This window comes from Paenibacillus sp. MMO-177 (assembly GCF_037147795.1).
In the GTDB taxonomy this organism is placed as follows: Bacteria; Bacillota; Bacilli; order Paenibacillales; family Paenibacillaceae; genus Pristimantibacillus.
This window is the reverse complement of sequence record NZ_JBBCUR010000004.1, coordinates 262,759-280,021: the sequence shown is the minus strand read 5'-3', so window position 1 is coordinate 280,021 and position 17,263 is coordinate 262,759. Positions and strand designations below refer to the sequence as shown.

Sequence of the window (17,263 nt, the reverse complement as noted above, 5' to 3'; positions counted from 1 at the left end):
TAAGGTTTTAGAATTTCTCCGGATTAATCAGGGCATAAATTAAGTAAAGAAAGAGAAACAAAGCCAGCGTTAACGCTACGATCATCGCTTTTCCTCCTCTTGAATAGCCCGGTCGCACCAATGCATAAAGCCGGCGAAAAGTACAAATATCGCTGCCAGAAGCAGCGCCATATAAATATCCTGCATCGAGTATTCCTCCTAAAAGAATGACCGCATGGCCTGTTTAGGCTCCATTTGGGATAATTCCTAACTGGTGAGGTCGTTTGTGATGAGAAAAGACGTTTCCGTCTGCCCGGAGTGCACCACGTAATTCGCGCCCATCCCCTTGTAAATCAACCGGGGATTCGTACTTTCGGTAATGACGCAGATCGACTTAGAAGTCCAGCTGCGGCAAATCTGAATATAACGGCAGCACAGATTCAGGCTTCTCTCGAATAAAAAGATCCGGCCGACCGGCAGCTCCGGTACCCGCCAGGTTGCTTCATCAATCGTGTTGACAACGATTACGATGCTTACTCCCAGCCCCAGCATCCTATCGTATTCGGTCTTGTTGTTCACAATGGCTGCAAAAGGGATATGCCGTCGCTGCAGCTGTTTAATAAAGTCCTCGCCCTGCGCGTTGGGGGCGGAGACGAGTATATAATCGTCCATGGTTTAGGCTCCTCTTCTGATTGGAGGAATCAACGACAACAAAAAGCCGCGGAAGAGGGACTCTTCACGCGGCTTATAAGCGCAGCAGAAAATAAACCGCGCCTAAATTCACGATCATCGTTGCCTCTCTTGGTACGCTGACGAAGTTAGCTGACGGATTCGGGCGTAAGAGTCGCCCTACGCCGACGAGCTCAGATGGTACTGAGTCGGCGATTCACCCCGAGGACAAGCTAGCTGTGTTGAACAGCCGGCTGTCCGATTGGTTCCCCCGTTCCCCGCGAAGGGGATTAAGCGATAAAGACAGTTGATTTTGATTAATAATCGGCATGAGAAAAAGCCGCAGAGGAAAGTTCCCCGCGGCCTTGAAAAGGTCACAAGATCACATCATCCTCTCTACTTGGAAAATGCCCTGCCTAATGGGCAGTCGCATTTTCATCGCTTACGAGGTTAGCTGACGGATTCGGACGGTGAGAGTCGCCCTACCGGTTCAGGCCGCGCGCAGCCTTTTCCCGGATTCACCCCGGATAAGCAAGCCGCCCCGGCTCTCACACCGTTGCGATGCTGCTTATCGATTGGTTCCCCCGTTTCCCTTAACGGAAACTCAGCAATTGATACTTTTGCTGAATCGTATATTACGCCTGACGGCCGAAGATGTAAATGAACGATGGAGGCGGCATATTGTCTAATTCTGACAAGGAGTTTGGTTAGAGCGTTTACATTTGGAAGGGACTCCATCATGCTCCTTCTTGGACTCTATATCTCGCGAATACTGCAATTCGATGTGAAATTTAGGTATATGCCAAGCCCAAATTGGTTTGTCCGAGGTCGCCATTGCGTGCCGGGCACGAAGCCGTGGGCTGAAAAGAGCCAAATAAGACGGAAAAACCGTCTTACAGCGGCTGGAGGGCGGGCCGCGGGTTAGAAAGAGCCAAATAAGACGGAAAAACCGTCTTACAGCGGCTGGAGGGCGGGCCGCGGGTTAGAAAGAGCTAAATAAGACGGAAAAACCGTCTTACAGCGGCTGGAGGGCGGGCCGCGGGTTAGAAAGAGCCAAATAAGACGGAAAAACCGTCTTACAACGGCTGGAGGGCGGGCCGCGGGTTAGAAAGAGCCAAATAAGACGGAAAAACCGTCTTACAACGGCTGGAGGGCGGCGCCGCGTGCTAGAAAGAGCCAAATAAGACGGAAAAACCGTCTTACAGCGGCTGGAGGGCGGGCCGCGGGTTAGAAAGAGCTAAATAAGACGGAAAAACCGTCTTACAGCGGTTGGACGTGGGGTAGGAAGCAGGAGCGATAAGTGCGTGTTAAGTGCGAGGAGTGAAATAAGAGGGCGGAATGAGCGTATACTGGAACGATTGGACTTTTCATTAGAATACTCCGAAGCGAAACGCGCCTCCTGCCAAAGGCGGCGAATCGTTTCACCTTGGCCCCTTGTTTTCATCAGCTAATTTTGGGACAATAGGAACAGTATGCGGTTTTGGCCGCGTTTCACGAAAAGAGGAAAAACGATGAGTACACCATCCATATATGGATTTACATTAGATCAATTAACGGCATGGCTGGGCGAGCGCGGGCATAAAAAGTTCCGGGCGGCTCAGGTGTGGGAATATTTGTACCGGAAGCGGGTTACAAACTTTGCGGATATGACGGAGGTTCATCCGGACTTGGTGAAGCTGCTGGAGGAGAACTTTGCGATCCAGACGCTGGTCGAGCATACGAAGCAGGTGTCGAAGGACGGCACGGTCAAGCTGCTGCTCAAGCTGGATGACGGCAACCTGATCGAGACGGTAATGATGCGTCATAAGTTCGGCCTGTCGGTCTGCGTAACCACGCAGGTTGGCTGCAATATCGGCTGCAGCTTCTGCGCGAGCGGCCTGCTCAAGAAGAGCAGAGATCTGACAAGCGGCGAGATTGTCGAGCAGATTATGAAGATTCAGCTCCATCTTGATGAAGCGGGTCAAGGCGAGAAGGTCAGTCATATCGTTGTCATGGGGATCGGCGAGCCGTTCGATAACTTTACGAACCTGAACGACTTCCTCACGACGGTGAAGGATCATAAAGGCTTGGCTATCGGACCGCGCCATATTACGGTATCGACAAGCGGCCTCGCGGACAAAATCAGAGAGTTTGCCGACAAGGATCAAGGGGTTAACCTTGCCGTATCGCTGCATGCGCCTAATAATGAGCTGCGGACGCGGATTATGAAGATCAACCGCGCGATTCCGATCGAGAAGCTGATGGATGCGATCGATTATTATCTGGAGCGGACGAACCGCCGCATTACGCTGGAGTATATTCTGCTCAAGGACGTCAACGACCGGCCGGAGCATGCGCTTGAGCTTGCGGAGCTGGTGGGCGACCGCCGCCGTTCTCTCGTGAACGTGAACCTTATTCCTTACAATCCGGTTGACGAGCATAGCCAATACCAGCGCAGCGAGAACGACTCCATCAAAGGCTTCTACGATACGCTGAAAAAACAAGGCGTAAGCGTCAGCGTCCGCCTCGAGCATGGTGCCGACATCGACGCGGCTTGCGGCCAGCTGCGCAGCAAGCAGATGAATAAGGAAAAAGCCGGATAACAATCGGCACAACCAAACGGGTGTCCCATAAGTCAGAATCTTTGAAGAAGAGCCAGCACTTTCAAAAATAGCGTCGCAGACTCTGCAACGCTATTTTTTTGATCTGTTGCAGCTTTTTTAGCACAATATGATCAAGCCTGCTCACCGTACGTTGGATTTACTCCAGTGAAATCGGGTGAAACGGGTGACTTGCGGGGGGACATTGAATTTGTTCCAATAAAAGGGGTTTGGTTAGTCCTTTTTTATCCAAACCAACAAAAAGGCCGTTCCGATGTCAGCTATTGACGGTTGGGACAGCCTCTTTTTGCTTGGGAGCGGTACGGCTCCGGTATCCTATGCAGGTTGCAATGCAGAACTGCGCGGCATAATAGGTTGTCATAATGAGCACATTCGAACCATCAACATCCGAGACGAACTTGTTCCAGGCGAGAATAGAGTCGGAAGCCATAAAGAGCAAAGCGCCCGCAACCGCCCATGCGTTTCCGGACATGATGGCCGACCAGCCCATCAGCGAAATGGCGGTTACATAGACAAGAACGGGGATTTTCAGAGCGTCGTCTCCCGATTTCGTAAGCGCATCAAGCAGCTCGTAGCCCATATAAACGGCATATGCCCCGATTGGTACAATCGTGACGAGGCGCCAGAAGGAAAACTTCCATTGCCCGAAAAAACCGCTAAGATAAAACAAATGGCCGATCAAAAAGGCGGACAGCCCTACGACAAAGTTATCCAGGGTAACATCGCCAATCACGCAGAAGACAAGACCGGCCAGCAGAATCTGCTGAAATCGCTTACCGTTTTGCGCGGACTGCAAGTAAGCATAAGCGATAATAAGCAGCATCGGAATCGCTTTGAAAATTAGCTTGACGGCATGCGGTTCAGCAGGAATGATAAAAATGTAAAGCAAGCCTGTAAGCAGAATGAGAGCAGGCATCATTTTATTCAATCGGCATCGCTCCTTTTTCCTAACTATAGCATAGAAATTCATTTTTTAAGTCCGGATTTATATCGAAAAGGCGGGGTATCGCATGAACATGAACATGAACTTAGCTCAACAATTGCTGGAGAAGCAGCGGCACTATTACGGGACGGGGGCAACACGGAGTCTCGAATTCCGGCAGGCTCAGCTGGCGAAGCTGCGCCAAGCCATTACAGAACGAGAGGATGCGATTATGCAGGCGCTTCGGCTTGACCTGAACAGGAGCGAGCAGGAGTCCTATATGCTGGAGATTGGACTAGTCCTGAAGGAAATTTCATTTGTGCAGAAGCGGCTGAAGCGGTGGATGAAGCCCGCCAAGGTCAAAACGGCGCTCACCCACATGGGAAGCAAAGGCTACATCGTGCCGGAACCGCTTGGCACCGCGCTTGTTATCGCTCCGTGGAACTATCCGTTCCAGCTCGCGATGGCGCCGCTTGTCGGAGCTATAGCGGCGGGCAATACGGCAATCCTGAAGCCTTCGGAGCTGTCGCCGGCGGTGTCGGAGGTTATGTCCTCGCTTGTACAGGACACGTTTGATCCTTCTTACATAACCGTTATGGAAGGCGGAGTTGAAGTAAGCAAAGAGCTGCTGGACCTGCCGTTCGATAAAATCTTTTTCACGGGCAGCGTTAACGTCGGCAAGCAGGTTATGGCTGCGGCAGCCAAGCATTTGACGCCGGTTACGCTGGAGCTTGGGGGCAAAAGCCCGGCGATTGTTCATCACGACGCCAATCTCAAGCTGGCCGCAAGACGGCTGGCCTTCGGCAAATTTATTAACGCCGGGCAGACCTGCATCGCGCCTGATTACGTCCTTGTTCATCGCAGCGTGCTGGAGGAGTTCCTTGAGCAGCTCCGCAAGTCGGTAACGAAGTTCTATGGCCAGAATCCGCTTGAGCATAAGGATTACGGCAAAATCATTTCGGAGCGTCATTTCCGGCGGCTCGCAGGCTTCCTTCGTGACGGGGAGGCTGTCATGGGAGGAGGGGCGGACGAAATGTCGCTCCGGATCGAGCCAACCGTACTTACCCGCGTGGACTGGAATACGCCGGTTATGCAGGAGGAGATTTTTGGCCCGATTCTGCCGGTCTTGGTCTATGACGAGCTGCAGGAAGCAATCGATCAGATCAATGCGCGCCCGAAGCCGCTTGCTCTCTATCTGTTCAGCGAGAATGCGGCTATTCAGAAGCGGGTAACCGAGGCGGTGCCGTTTGGCGGCGGATGCATCAACGATACGCTGATGCATCTGGCGACGCCGTATTTGCCGTTTGGCGGAGTAGGCGAGAGCGGGATTGGAGCTTATCATGGCGAATATAGCTTCAAAACCTTCTCGCATATGAAAAGCGTGCTGAAACAAACGACCAGGTTTGATTTTGCCTTCCGTTATCCATCGGCCAAAGGCGGTCTTTCGATCATTCGGAGGCTCATGAAATAGAGGCGCGTCCATTAAAAAAGCTTTAACTTTTTTTGTAAAAAATTTATTTGACTAAAGGCTGGTTTGCTCAGTAACATGGGGTAGCACACTACCATTACTGACAGCCGTTGTCCCTCTCATCCTTGGCGTAATGGTGTATTCCATGTAGGAGGTTATATGGATGGAACAACGGTTAACGGATAACCCGCAGGAGCAGGAATTCAGCATGAAAAGCATACTGCTTCCGCTAGTCGCGATTATTCTCGGCTGCTTTATGGTTATTCTCGATACAACAGCGATGAACGTCGCTTTATCGAAGCTCGTAGAGGATTTCCATACGCAGCTTCCCACTCTGCAATGGACCGTAACGGGTTATATGCTGGCGCAAGCCGCAGTCATTCCGCTTGCGGGCTGGCTTTCCGACCGGTTCGGCGCCAAGACGGTTTTTCTGACCTCGGTCATTCTCTTTACGCTTGGCTCGCTCCTATGCTCGCTGCCGAACGATCCGCAGATGCTGATAATGTTCCGCGTTATTCAAGGGCTTGGCGGCGGATTCGTGCTGCCCGTTGCGATGGCGTATGTTTACCGGCTTAGCCCGCCCAATAAAGTAGGGCAGGTCATGGGGATGCTGGGCGTCCCGATTCTTCTTGCGCCGGCTATTGGCCCCATTCTATCCGGCTGGCTGGTCGAATACCATTCCTGGCGCTGGATCTTCCTGATCAACCTGCCGGTAGGCATTATCAGCGTGCTGTTCGGATTATGGAGTCTGCCGAAGCTCGCAACCAAGAAGCTTGCCGGATTGGATATACCGGGCATGATTCTGGGGCCGCTTGCTTTCGCCGCGTTATCCTATGGCGTTAACCAGGGCGCGGAAAGCTGGACATCGGATAAAACGCTTGCCGGCCTGATCATTGGCGGCGTGGCGCTGATCGTCTTCATCTTCGTGGAACTGCGGGCGAAGCATCCGCTGCTGGATCTTCGGGTGTTCCGTTCCATCGATTTCTCGTTCGGCATCGTGGTGCAATGGATTGTCCAGTTCTCGCTGTTTGGAGCGATTTTCTTGCTGCCGCAATTTTTGCAGCAGGGCCGCGGCTACGGTGCGTTTGACACCGGGCTTACCTTGTTCCCGCAAGCGCTGGCTTCGGCCTGCATGATGCCGCTTGGCGGCTATTTATTCGACCGGATCGGGGTCCGCTGGCTGGTCGTAATCGGGCTCAGCCTTGTATCGGGCGCAATCTTTCAATATTCGAATCTCGATATTCATACGGGCCGAGAGGATTTGCTGCTGCCGCTTATTATGGCCGGCTCCGGAATGGGGCTTATGATGATGCCGCTAAATTCTCATCTGATCAACAAGACGCCGCGCGAGCTGGTCAGCCGGGTTACTTCGCTTACGAGCGCGATGCAGCAGGTTATCAGCTCGCTTGCGATTGCGCTGCTCGTTACGATTCTAACGAAGCGGATTGCAAAGCTGATGGCGGAAGCAAACGTTCCGCCCGAAGCGCTGGCGAATCAATCCGCTGGAAGCGGTGCTGCGCAGGCGAGTCCGGAGCAGCTGCAGCAGCTTCTTGCACTCGCGGTAGATGCTTTTGACTACACCTTCGGCATTATGGTGTTTGTTGCTATAACGGGCGCCTTGTTAGGACTTCTGCTTCGCAGGGGCAAAAAAAATTCCGGAGAGAACACGCAGGCCGATAAGCCGGAAGCTGCTCTCGAAGGGCTTCATATGGGATAAAGGTTATCGATTAACAGCGAATAGGGTCAGTTTCGTTAGCCAACGCTAGTGGAACTGATCTTTTTTAAATAGGGGGGGAAGGACAAGCGCTTATGCTACAGCCTTATACGCAGAGAGTAGTCGATATGATTAAGCAGATCCCGGAAGGGAAAGTGATGACCTACGGGCAAATCGCGGGATTGGCCGGAAGCAGCCGCGGGGCAAGGCAAGTGGTACGGATTTTGCATTCCTTGAGCAGCGCCCACCAGCTGCCTTGGCATCGCGTGGTGAACGCCAAAGGGGAAATCGCTATCCAGGAAGACGAGTCGCGAATGCTGCAGAAGCATATGCTGGAGGCAGAGGGGGTCTACATAGGCATTAATGGACTGATTGACCTCAATCAATACCGTTATGAGCCGGACATCCCGCCGGATAGATAAAGCTCCTCATATGTTAACCTTTATGATAAAATTGGGTTAACATATTTAAGGGAGGAGCAATCCCATGCAAAGCATCGAATTAAGAGGGCATCATCTGTTTTGTTTGCTTGGATACCGAGGGAAAGGGTATTCGGAAGACTTCTGTACGAATATGACCGCTGTATATGAAACGCTGCGTCAAAATCCGCAGACCGTGATAGATATTATCGAAGGCCCGGACGGAATATGCGCGGCTTTTCCTCCCGACCAGCCGAATCACTGCCAAAATCCTAGCGTATACCGGAAAGACAAAGAATTACTAGGCGAGCTGGGGCTGGCTGCAGGCAACCGGTTAAGCTGGGAAGAGCTGATCGGACGCATAGCTGCCGCTATTCAACCGGATGACATTCACAGGCTCTGCCATGATTGTCCATGGGAGCCATACGGCTTATGTCAAGAAGGGGTTGCCCATATCCGGCAGGCCAAAGCTTTACGGTCATTGCCTTGATTTATATAGGTCTAAAAATAAAGCGGCAGCCTATGGCTGCCGTTTTGCTAGCTTCTCTTGCGCCATCCGGATCATTTCACGGATCATTGCACCGCCGATTTTTCCGCCGACATGACCGGCATCCTCGGTTTTCATATTCCCGTTATCGCCATTGCGGTTCATCCGTATTCCCATTTCGCTGGCGACTTCGTATTTCACGTCATCCGGCCTGTTCTCGTCTACCGCATAGCCTTCTTGGCGCATTACGTTTGCCTTTAACGACTGCATGGCAGCCCCTGCTTCAGGGACAAGTAATCTTCTGCTGCGTCTTCCCATTGTGCCGCACCGCCTCATTATATTTTAACGGTTTTACTTTTCCCTGCGGCCCGGGCATTTATGAAGGACAAGTTTTAAATAAACTTGCTTAGAATGGCATTTACTTTGGCCTTGTTGGCTACAAAGACATGCCTTTTAAGCAGCCTTTGATTCAGCGTGTTTTTGCTATGCACGACAACCATGTAGTTGCGTTTGCCGGACTTGGTGAGAATCTCATGCTTATGTTTGATGACTCCGCTGTGCCCGTCGACCGTTTTGTATCGGAAGCCGCCAAAATATTGTTCGGAATTGTAAATCCACGTATAAAAAGGCGGGGAGGGTTTGGTGACAATCGCCATTCGGTGCCTCACGCTATCGTAAATGTAGCCGGATTGGTTAATCAGTGCCCGCGTGCCTGGTTTTGGCTTATATTTATGGAGCTGGTCGATCATGGTGCGGTGGTACGTATCATCGCAATCGAGCCGCACGAGGTAGAATGTGGGCTTTTTGCCTACCGTTCTCTTCAGATATTCTTCGTATTTCTTATTTGCGACAAAACGGATATTTGACGGAAGCTTCGGATACTTTGCGAGCGCAGCCCGTATGATTCCCTCCGTTCGCTCCGTATAGCGGATCAAGACATGGAAGTTCTGGTTTGTCTGTTTAATCAGGCTTTGAAGCGTATATTTCATAAAAATAGACATTCGGTAGTTGATCCATTGAGGAGTCAATCCTATCCGATAAACACCGCTCTTTTTCGACCGGTTGTTAAATTCGATTACCACGATTATAGCCTTGGTCATCTCGTCCCTCCGATTAGTTACCATATTTTGAGAGTAATATATTCAAATGGATAGAGTTGGCTATAGGCGGCATTCCCACCAGTTAAAAAACTGGCAGAATATCCGCGTCCACCTCACAGCAAACTTATTGGTGTACCAAATATCCCGAGGAGGTCTTCGCCAATGAAAAAGACATTATTCTCAACACTGTGCGCTGCAACAATTGTGATGTCTGCTGCATCTGCACCAACTTTTGCCGCTTCCGCCAAAGATGAGACTGCAACGGATAACTTCCGCAGCACGCACTACGGTTCCACGACGTATGGCACTTACGGAACGGATGGCACAACAACGAACCGCACGAACAATTACAATGGAACCGTAAACGGAATGAACGGCTACGGTCCAAACGGCTTGACTACCAATGGTTATACGACTAATGGCTACAGCTATGGAACAAACAACTACGGCACTTATAGCACCAACAATGGCTACAATCCTAACCGCAACAACTTTATTGGCACAACAAACCGTGTGAACAACTACAGCACAACAGGGGTAGGTACAAACGGAAATTACCGTCCTTTAGCAACCACGAATAACCGCACTAATAACTGGGGCTGGCTTGGTCTGCTTGGTTTGGCTGGATTGTTCGGCCTTAGAAGCCGCGACCGTGAACGCACCTAAATAAAAGCACGGGTTGGTTAAAGCCCCCTGTCTTCACAGGGGGTTATTTTGCGGAAGCAGCCAAGTACGATTAATGGGAAGAGAGGCAAAAAACATGGGTATTTTAAGTGGTAATCCAAAGGACGAGCCGATGCATTACGGAGAGATCTATGCCGTATGGCAGGCTTCCATGGTGGCTAAAAGCGCCATTTCTTGCTGTCAGGCTTACTTAAACCATGCCGGGGACAAAGATCTTAAAAAGATTTTGGAAGACCTTATTGATCAGGCACGGCTGGAGATGAATGAATTGGATGCTTTGCTTACGCATAATGGGATTACCCCCGCGCCTGCCATGCCGGATCGGCCGCCGGTTAAGCTCGAAGATATTCCTGCCGGAGCAAGATTCGCGGATAATGAAATCGCCTTTGGCATAGCCGGGGATGTGTCGGCAAGTCTTGTGGCATGCAGCCAAGCGATGGGCATCTCGATCAGAGAAGATATTGGCGCTCTATTCGGCAAGTACCACGCGACGAAGGCAGCCTTGGGCTTGCGTATTTTGGAGATGTCCAAAAAGAAAGGCTGGCTGATTCCTCCTCCGCTCCAATTGAAACGCCCTGAGCCTGTACATGCGTAAAAATTAAGCTAAGCCCTGCTCAGTTGAGCAGGGCTTTTTGTAGGATTGACGAATACATCAGTTACATATAGACTGGGAGGCAATTTCTTTATAACGAATTTTTTATGAAAGGAGGAGTCGTAATGTGGGAAAGACTGCTGCCTGGCGAGCAGGCAATGGATGCTTTAAGATCGCCATTATTTGTCGCGGACGAGGTGAGAATGAATTTACTGCACCGGATATGCGAAATGAGCCAGTCGGTAGTGTATAGAGCCGCAGGAGGTTCGGCGATTTTTGCCGGTTCGCCCGGTCATAATGCGTGGCTCTGGGTAGATGAAGCGCTTCCCGAAGAGGAGAGACTCCTTCTGCTCAAAGCTCTGGTGAGGCTTACCGGTCATACGCTTCGCGGAATTACGGCAGAGCCCAGGCATGCTAAGCGGTTCGCGGAGCTGTATGCGGCGCGCTACCGTGTTCGCCCCGAGTACAAAATGGGAATGGAAGCTTATTATTGTCCCGATATTTGCTACCCGGTTGCCGTAGAGGGAGAACTGCGTCCGGCTGTATCCTCGGATGCTCCGCTGATCGCGGATTTTATGGCAGGCTTTGCCGAAAGCGCATACGGCTATAAAGTTCATCCTGCAAGCCAATTGCCCGTAGCGGAAAATACAATCGCATCCGGCAATTTATACATATGGATTGTTGATAAAACTCCCGTTTCCATGGCGCATATCGCCCATCGTTCCCCGCGCCATGCCCGTATAAATTATGTGTATACGCCGCTGGCTTTGCGTAAGCGCGGTTATGCAAGCGCAACGGTTGCGGCCTGCTGCGGTTTGATCGTGCAGGAAAACCGGGTGCCCATGCTGTATGCCGATCTGACGAACCCCGATTCCAATAAGGTGTACCAAAATATCGGCTTTGTGGACAGCGGCAAGGTTGCCGACGTCAGGTTTGAAACCTAATATCTGCAAACAAAACAAAACCCCCTCTCCAGCGTAAGCGGGAGAGGGGGTTGCTGCGTGCGGCCGGTTACCCCGGTAGCTTTCCGGCGGGCCAAGATAGCTGGGTTTCAAGCCGCCGGTATCGATCACGATTTTTTGCAAGACGAGATCAATCAATGCGATGCTTCCGGTGATTTTATCGCTTTGCGGCGACCTCATTCCAATCGATCTCTATCCACAGGCGCTCCTCCACCTCACTCTTTAATTTTTTAAATCGGAAAGGCAACCGTATGAAATTTTAAATTGGGGAATAGTAAAGCGTGGAAATACAACTCGATAAAAGAACAGGAAGGTGTCGTAACGGATGAAATGGGATTGGATGTTGTCTTCCCGACAGGACGAAAATAAAGGGAAGGCGAAAAAAGCCGGAAAAATCCTAGGTGCGGTTGTTTTGTCTGCTGCGCTTATGTTTGGCGGTGCCGGAACAACTCTTGCGGTTGGCAAAGGAGCCAAAGGACCGGACATCTACGTTATTCAAGGGATGCTGAAGGGCATTGGCAGCTACTCCGGGAAAATCAACGGTTACTATGACAACACGACTGTAAGAGGAGTCAAGCACTACCAAAAAACGCACGGCCTGCCGGTGACTGGATCGGTGGATGCAAAAACATTCCAGTCGATTACTTACTCCTACAACACGGTTAAATACGGTAAGAAGGTAAGCGCTAAAGGTGCCGGAAAAGCTCGAGGTCTTGGCGTTGGCCAGGGCGGCGGTGCAGGAGCAGGAGCAGGTGGCGCAGGAGCGGGCGGCGGCGCAGGAGCAGGCGGCGGCGCAGGAGCGGGCGGCGGCGCAGGAGCAGGCGGCGGTGCAGGAGCAGGCGGCGGTGCAGGAGCGGGCGGCGGCGCGGGAGCAGGCGGCGGCGCGGGAGCAGGCGGCGGCACAGGCATCGGCGGCGGAGCAGGAGCAGGCGGCGGAGCAGGAGCAGGCGGCGGCGCAGGAGCAGGCGGCGGCACAGGCATCGGCGGCGGAGCAGGAGCAGGCGGCGGCGCAGGAGCAGGCGGCGGTAAAGGCTTCGGCGGCGGAGGCGGCCGTGTGCAAGAAGGCGGCAAAGGCGGAGGCTTCGGCGGCGGAGGCGGCCGTGTGCAAGAAGGTGGCAAAGGCGGAGGCTTCGGCGGCGGAGGCGGCCGTGTGCAAGAAGGCGGCAAAGGCGGAGGCTTCGGCGGCGGAGGCGGCCGTGTGCAAGAAGGCGGCAAAGGCGGAGGCTTCGGCGGCGGTGGTACGGGCGGTACAGGCGGCGGCAATACCGGCGGCAGCAATGGCGGCAACAATATCGCGCCTAACAACCAAGCGCCAAACGCAGCTCCAAATCCGGCGCCTAACAAAGCGCCAAGCGAAAATTCCGCGCCTAACATGCGTTAATCCTCGCATAGAGGCGAATACTAATAAAGGGTTGTCCAGTATTGGACAGCCCCTAAAAACTTTTTTTCAAAAACCTCTTTACATTTGCCTCGAAATAAAGTATCTTAAAATCAAGATAAACGAAAGCGAGGCGAGCAAATGGGAAAGGAAAAAGATGATTCGCTTGATCTTTACATCGCGCTTGCCAGAGCAAGCCAATGGGTGAACGCTCATGCCGACCGGGATATCCGCAAGCATGGCCTTAACCGGACCGAGTTCGGAGTGCTTGAGCTTCTGTATCACAAAGGTCCTCAGCCCTTGCAGCAAATCGGCGAGAAAGTGCTGATGAGCAGCGGCAATATCACTTACGTCATCGATAAGCTGGAGAAGAAAGGCTTTGTCTGCCGCAGAGCTTCAACGGAAGACCGGAGGCTGATCTACGCCGAAATTACCGAGGCAGGGACACGGTTCATAGAAGAGGTGTTCCCGCAGCATACTCTCGTTATTGAGGGAGCGGTCGGAGGACTGACGGCGGAAGAAAAGCAGGCGGCAAGTTCACTACTCAAAAAATTAGGCAAGTACGCACAGACGACCTTCAAATAGAGTTGGTCGTAGCATTATACAACAAGTCAGGCCATATGTCTTAAAATAAAGATTCTTAAAAATTTAAAAACTAACCTATTAGGAGAGTGGAAATAATGACAAATCAACGTACAGCAGGTATCCATCATATTACGGCTTTCGTAAAACATCCTCAGGTGACTACAGACTTTTACGCAGGGGTGCTTGGTCTCCGGCTCGTGAAAAAAACAATCAACTTCGACGCACCGGAAGTTTACCATCTGTACTTCGGCGATCAAGCCGGCAGCCCTGGCACCATCATCACGTTCTTCCCTTGGGAAAACTCCCGTAAAGGCGTTGTAGGAGGCGGCCAGGTAGGTTACACCACTTATGTCGTGCCCGAAGGCACGCTGGGCTTCTGGAAAGAACGCCTTGCAAAATTCCGGATCGAATTCAAAGAGACCTCCCGCTTTGGCGAGCAGTACCTGCAATTCGCGGATCCGGACGGTTTGCTTGTAGAGCTGGTAGCACGCGAAGAAGGCCCAAAAAGCACATGGTCGTTTGGCGGCGTTTCGGCCGATAATGCGATCAAAGGCTTTGGCGGCGCTATTCTATACAGCACAAACCCGGCTGCAACCGCACAATTGCTGGAGCATGTAATGGGTCTGTCGAAAGTGGATGAAGAGAACGGTCTGGCACGTTACCAATCGTTTGGCGATCTGGGCAACATCATCGACGTGAATACGGAGCCAATGGCGGCCGGTCATGGCGGTCACGGTACCGTTCACCATATCGCTTGGAGAGCTAAAGACGATGCCGAGCATCTCACTTGGCAGCAGCATGTAGCCGCGAACGGCTTCCAGCCTACGCCAATTGTCGACCGTCAGTACTTCAATGCTCTCTATTTCCGTGAGCAAGGCGGCATACTGTTCGAAATCGCTACGGATCCTCCAGGGTTCGCGCGTGACGAAGAGCCAGAGCATCTCGGTGAGAAATTGATGCTGCCGGCGTGGTACGAGCAGCACCGTGCAACACTGGAGCAGCTGCTCACACCGTTTGATGTACGCGTAATGGAACTGGATCGTTAATATTAGACAAATAAAGGAGGTATATACCATGAATCATATATTCAAACAGGGGACGAATCCGGCGGCGCCGGTCCTCGTCCTGTTCCATGGCACCGGCGGCACGGAGCATGATCTGCTGCCGCTTGCTGCAGCCTTTTCGCCGGAGTCGTCCGTACTGAGCATCCGGGGCAACGTATCCGAGAACGGAATGGCGCGTTATTTCCGCCGGATTGCGGAGGGCGTATTCGATCTGGAGGATCTGGTGTTCCGGACAAAGGAACTGAACGATTTCCTTGACCAGGCGGCAGAGGAGTACGGGTTCGACAGAAGCAACCTGGTAGCCGTGGGCTACTCTAACGGCGCTAATATCGCAGGCAGCCTGCTGTTCCATTACAAAGACTCGCTGCGCGGGGCAATCCTGCATCATCCGATGGTGCCGATCCGGGGTCTTGAATTGCCGGATCTGTCCGGAGTGCCGATATTTATCGGGGCCGGGGAGAATGATCCGATCTGCTCGCCCGAGGAGACAAATGAACTCGAAGGCTTGCTTGGCGGTGCGGGCGCAAAGGTAGACGTGCATTGGGAACGGTTCGGCCATCAGCTTACCCGTTCCGAGGTAGCTGCGGCTGCAGCCTGGTATAAAGACCATTTCTAAGAAAAGGAGGGCGGGGGAATCATGATCCGGATTGACGCAGAAAACTTAAGCGAGCGGGAGAACTACAAGCTGCTTACGGGTACGGTTGTTCCAAGGCCGATTGCCCTGGTCACAACCTTATCCGAGGAAGGCGTGCTGAACGCGGCGCCATTCAGTTATTTCAATATCGTGACGGCTGATCCGCCGCTGATCTCCGTATCCGTGCAGCGAAAAAAAGGCATCCCGAAGGATACCTCCCGTCATGCCATCGCAAGAGGTGAGTTTGCCGTTCACATTGCGGATGAATCGTATGTGGAAAAGCTGAATGTTACGGCAGCCAGCCTGCCGCCGGAAGAAAGCGAGGTTGCGTTAGCCGGGCTTACGCCGGTTCCCGGCGAACGCATCTCCGTTCCCGGCATTGCGGAAGCCAAGGTTCGGCTGGAATGCGTGCTGGAGCAGGCGATTCCGCTTGGCGGAACGGCTGAAGCCCCCGCCGCCGACCTGCTGATCGGCCGTGTTGTCCGCTATCATCTAGACGACACTATCGCGGATGAAAGGAACCATATCGATGCGGCAGCCCTTCGGCCGATCAGCCGTCTTGCGGGCGCTTCGTACGCCAAGCTTGGCGAGCTGTTCGAAGTAGAGCGGCCCTCGTAATTACTCTTCGCCGCGTGCTTCGAACCGTTTGATGATCTCGATAATAACCTGCACGGATTTAACCATGTTGTCGATGGACACATATTCGTATTTGCCGTGGTAATTTTCGCCGCCGGTGAAAATATTCGGCGTCGGCAGGCCCATATACGACAGCTGCGAGCCGTCGGTACCGCCGCGGATCGGCTTGATGAGCGGCTTGATATCCAGGCTTTCCATCGCTTCGCGGGCGATTTCGACGATATGGAATACCGGCTCGATTTTGTCGCGCATGTTATAGTACTGGTCTTTCAGCTCGAGAACAATGCTGTTTGGGCCATGGATCTCTTTTAGCTCCTCGACGATTCTGGTGATATTCGCTTTTTTCGCCTCGAATTTCTCGCGGTTATGGTCGCGGATAATGTAGGACATCTTTGTTTGTTCCACATCGCCCTGCAGCGTGTTCAGATGATAGAAGCCTTCATAGCCTTCGGTATTTTCAGGTGCTTCGGCAGCCGGGAGGCGGCTGTGAAGGTCCATGGCGATTTTCATCGAGTTGATCATCTTGCCTTTGGCCGTGCCCGGATGGACATTGGTGCCATTGACGGTAATTTTGGCGCCCGCCGCGTTAAAGCTTTCGTATTCCAGCTCGCCCAGCGGACCGCCATCGACGGTGTAGGCATATTTGGCGCCAAAAGCAGCGACGTCAAAACGGTGCGGGCCGCGGCCGATCTCTTCATCCGGCGTAAAGGCAACGCGGATCTTGCCGTGCTTAATGTCCGGGTTCGCGATCAGGTATGCCATAGCCGTCATAATCTCGGCAATGCCGGCTTTGTTGTCGGCGCCAAGCAGCGTTGTGCCGTCTGTCGTCATAAGCGTATGGCCTTTGTAGCTGTTCAGTTCCGGGAAATCCTTCGTCGAAAGCACGATGCCCAGCGCTTCGTTCAGCGTAATGTCGCCGCCTTCATATTCGACGAGCTGCGGCTTTACGTTTTTGCCGGTAAAATCGGTAGCTGTATCTACGTGTGCCAGGAAACCGATGGTCGGAACCTGTTTATCGGTGTTAGAAGGCAGAGTTGCCATTACGTAACCGTTCGCATCGATCGTTACCTCTTGCATCCCGATCGATTTCAATTCTTCAACAAGCTGGTTGGCAAGCGTAAGCTGGCCCGGCGTTGAGGGGCAGGTTTCGCTCTCATCATTGGACTGGGTATCGACAATGACATACGAGGTCAGTCGTTTAATAATTTCGTCTTTCATTGATTTCGGCTCCTTTCGCGGGTAACTTGCTTATGTTCCCATTATAAAGGAGTGGAAGGCAGAAATCGAATAAGCGGAATCGGCAGCAAGGGCTGCTCCTTATGGTCGTGGTGACCGGGGAGCAGCCCTTGCTGCATAATAGCCTTCAGAGG

At 52.5% G+C, this 17,263-nt stretch carries 19 protein-coding genes, 1 pseudogene and 2 riboswitches; of the genes and pseudogenes, 13 read left to right on the top strand and 7 right to left on the bottom strand.

Annotated features, from left to right (window positions below):
• Nucleotides 1-7: 7 nt before the first annotated feature.
• Nucleotides 8-85, bottom strand: coding sequence for a K(+)-transporting ATPase subunit F (gene kdpF, locus WFK81_RS30975; protein WP_442956072.1), 78 nt, complete (start codon nt 83-85; stop codon nt 8-10).
• A gap of 161 nt (nt 86-246) precedes the next feature.
• Nucleotides 247-651, bottom strand: a complete 405-nt coding sequence (locus tag WFK81_RS16790) for a hypothetical protein (protein ID WP_336787543.1) — start codon at nt 649-651, stop codon at nt 247-249.
• A 119-nt stretch (nt 652-770) separates the two neighbouring features.
• Nucleotides 771-955, bottom strand: a riboswitch (cyclic di-AMP (ydaO/yuaA leader).
• Nucleotides 956-1,072: 117 nt separating this feature from the next.
• Nucleotides 1,073-1,268, bottom strand: a riboswitch (cyclic di-AMP (ydaO/yuaA leader).
• A gap of 891 nt (nt 1,269-2,159) precedes the next feature.
• On the opposite strand from WFK81_RS16790, the gene rlmN reads away from it, so the two are divergent.
• Complete coding sequence (gene rlmN, locus WFK81_RS16785) at nt 2,160-3,230, top strand: 23S rRNA (adenine(2503)-C(2))-methyltransferase RlmN (protein WP_336787542.1); 1,071 nt, start codon at nt 2,160-2,162, stop codon at nt 3,228-3,230.
• A gap of 274 nt (nt 3,231-3,504) precedes the next feature.
• Here the strand turns inward: rlmN and WFK81_RS16780 are convergent, their stop codons facing one another.
• The gene (locus WFK81_RS16780) at nt 3,505-4,167 is read right to left on the bottom strand and encodes a lysoplasmalogenase (RefSeq protein WP_336787809.1); all 663 of its coding nucleotides are present in this window, start codon (nt 4,165-4,167) and stop codon (nt 3,505-3,507) included.
• 97 nt (nt 4,168-4,264) lie between these two features.
• Here WFK81_RS16780 and WFK81_RS16775 point away from each other — a divergent pair, with 97 nt between their 5' ends.
• The 4 genes from WFK81_RS16775 (at nt 4,265) to WFK81_RS16760 (ending at nt 8,261) form a co-directional block, all read left to right on the top strand.
• Entirely contained in the window at nt 4,265-5,641 is a 1,377-nt protein-coding gene (locus tag WFK81_RS16775; protein WP_336787808.1) for an aldehyde dehydrogenase, read from the top strand.
• A gap of 160 nt (nt 5,642-5,801) precedes the next feature.
• On the top strand, nt 5,802-7,355 hold the full coding sequence (locus WFK81_RS16770; RefSeq protein WP_336787541.1) for a DHA2 family efflux MFS transporter permease subunit: 1,554 nt from the start codon (nt 5,802-5,804) through the stop codon (nt 7,353-7,355).
• Nucleotides 7,356-7,447: 92 nt separating this feature from the next.
• Entirely contained in the window at nt 7,448-7,774 is a 327-nt protein-coding gene (locus WFK81_RS16765) for an MGMT family protein (protein ID WP_336787540.1), read from the top strand.
• Nucleotides 7,775-7,838: 64 nt separating this feature from the next.
• Complete coding sequence (locus WFK81_RS16760; protein ID WP_336787539.1) at nt 7,839-8,261, top strand: DUF1284 domain-containing protein; 423 nt, start codon at nt 7,839-7,841, stop codon at nt 8,259-8,261.
• 30 nt (nt 8,262-8,291) lie between these two features.
• Here WFK81_RS16760 and WFK81_RS16755 read toward each other — a convergent pair whose 3' ends face one another.
• Both WFK81_RS16755 and WFK81_RS16750 read right to left on the bottom strand, forming a co-directional pair.
• The gene (locus WFK81_RS16755) at nt 8,292-8,576 is read right to left on the bottom strand and encodes an alpha/beta-type small acid-soluble spore protein (RefSeq protein WP_336787538.1); all 285 of its coding nucleotides are present in this window, start codon (nt 8,574-8,576) and stop codon (nt 8,292-8,294) included.
• A gap of 74 nt (nt 8,577-8,650) precedes the next feature.
• A complete protein-coding gene (locus WFK81_RS16750; RefSeq protein WP_336787537.1) occupies nt 8,651-9,358 on the bottom strand; it encodes a glycosyltransferase family A protein in 708 nt (235 codons plus the stop codon).
• Nucleotides 9,359-9,520: 162 nt separating this feature from the next.
• Here WFK81_RS16750 and WFK81_RS16745 point away from each other — a divergent pair, with 162 nt between their 5' ends.
• The 3 genes from WFK81_RS16745 to WFK81_RS16735 all read left to right on the top strand — a co-directional run bounded on the left by WFK81_RS16745 (nt 9,521) and on the right by WFK81_RS16735 (nt 11,578).
• A complete protein-coding gene (locus WFK81_RS16745; RefSeq protein WP_336787536.1) occupies nt 9,521-10,024 on the top strand; it encodes a WGxxGxxG-CTERM domain-containing protein in 504 nt (167 codons plus the stop codon).
• A 94-nt stretch (nt 10,025-10,118) separates the two neighbouring features.
• Nucleotides 10,119-10,637: a DUF3231 family protein gene (locus WFK81_RS16740; protein WP_336787535.1), complete on the top strand. Its 519-nt coding sequence runs from the start codon at nt 10,119-10,121 to the stop codon at nt 10,635-10,637.
• A 122-nt stretch (nt 10,638-10,759) separates the two neighbouring features.
• Nucleotides 10,760-11,578, top strand: a complete 819-nt coding sequence (locus WFK81_RS16735) for a GNAT family N-acetyltransferase (protein WP_336787534.1) — start codon at nt 10,760-10,762, stop codon at nt 11,576-11,578.
• A 111-nt stretch (nt 11,579-11,689) separates the two neighbouring features.
• On the opposite strand, the pseudogene WFK81_RS16730 reads toward WFK81_RS16735, so the two are convergent.
• Nucleotides 11,690-11,776: pseudogene (locus tag WFK81_RS16730) on the bottom strand (hypothetical protein); the annotation flags it as partial.
• Between the two features lie 160 nt (nt 11,777-11,936).
• Between WFK81_RS16730 and WFK81_RS16725 the strand changes: the two are divergent.
• From WFK81_RS16725 to WFK81_RS16705, 5 genes are all read left to right on the top strand, one after another.
• The gene (locus tag WFK81_RS16725) at nt 11,937-12,977 is read left to right on the top strand and encodes a peptidoglycan-binding domain-containing protein (RefSeq protein WP_336787533.1); all 1,041 of its coding nucleotides are present in this window, start codon (nt 11,937-11,939) and stop codon (nt 12,975-12,977) included.
• 138 nt (nt 12,978-13,115) lie between these two features.
• Complete coding sequence (locus WFK81_RS16720; RefSeq protein ID WP_336787532.1) at nt 13,116-13,559, top strand: MarR family winged helix-turn-helix transcriptional regulator; 444 nt, start codon at nt 13,116-13,118, stop codon at nt 13,557-13,559.
• Between the two features lie 95 nt (nt 13,560-13,654).
• On the top strand, nt 13,655-14,605 hold the full coding sequence (locus tag WFK81_RS16715) for a VOC family protein (protein ID WP_336787531.1): 951 nt from the start codon (nt 13,655-13,657) through the stop codon (nt 14,603-14,605).
• Between the two features lie 28 nt (nt 14,606-14,633).
• On the top strand, nt 14,634-15,239 hold the full coding sequence (locus tag WFK81_RS16710; RefSeq protein ID WP_336787530.1) for an alpha/beta hydrolase: 606 nt from the start codon (nt 14,634-14,636) through the stop codon (nt 15,237-15,239).
• Nucleotides 15,240-15,260: 21 nt separating this feature from the next.
• Nucleotides 15,261-15,875 carry a flavin reductase family protein gene (locus WFK81_RS16705; protein WP_336787529.1) on the top strand — a complete coding sequence of 205 codons (615 nt, stop codon included), beginning with the start codon at nt 15,261-15,263 and terminating at the stop codon, nt 15,873-15,875.
• Here the strand turns inward: WFK81_RS16705 and pepT are convergent, their stop codons facing one another.
• Nucleotides 15,876-17,111: a peptidase T gene (gene pepT, locus WFK81_RS16700; RefSeq protein WP_336787528.1), complete on the bottom strand. Its 1,236-nt coding sequence runs from the start codon at nt 17,109-17,111 to the stop codon at nt 15,876-15,878. It abuts the gene before it with no gap.
• Nucleotides 17,112-17,263: the final 152 nt, after the last annotated feature.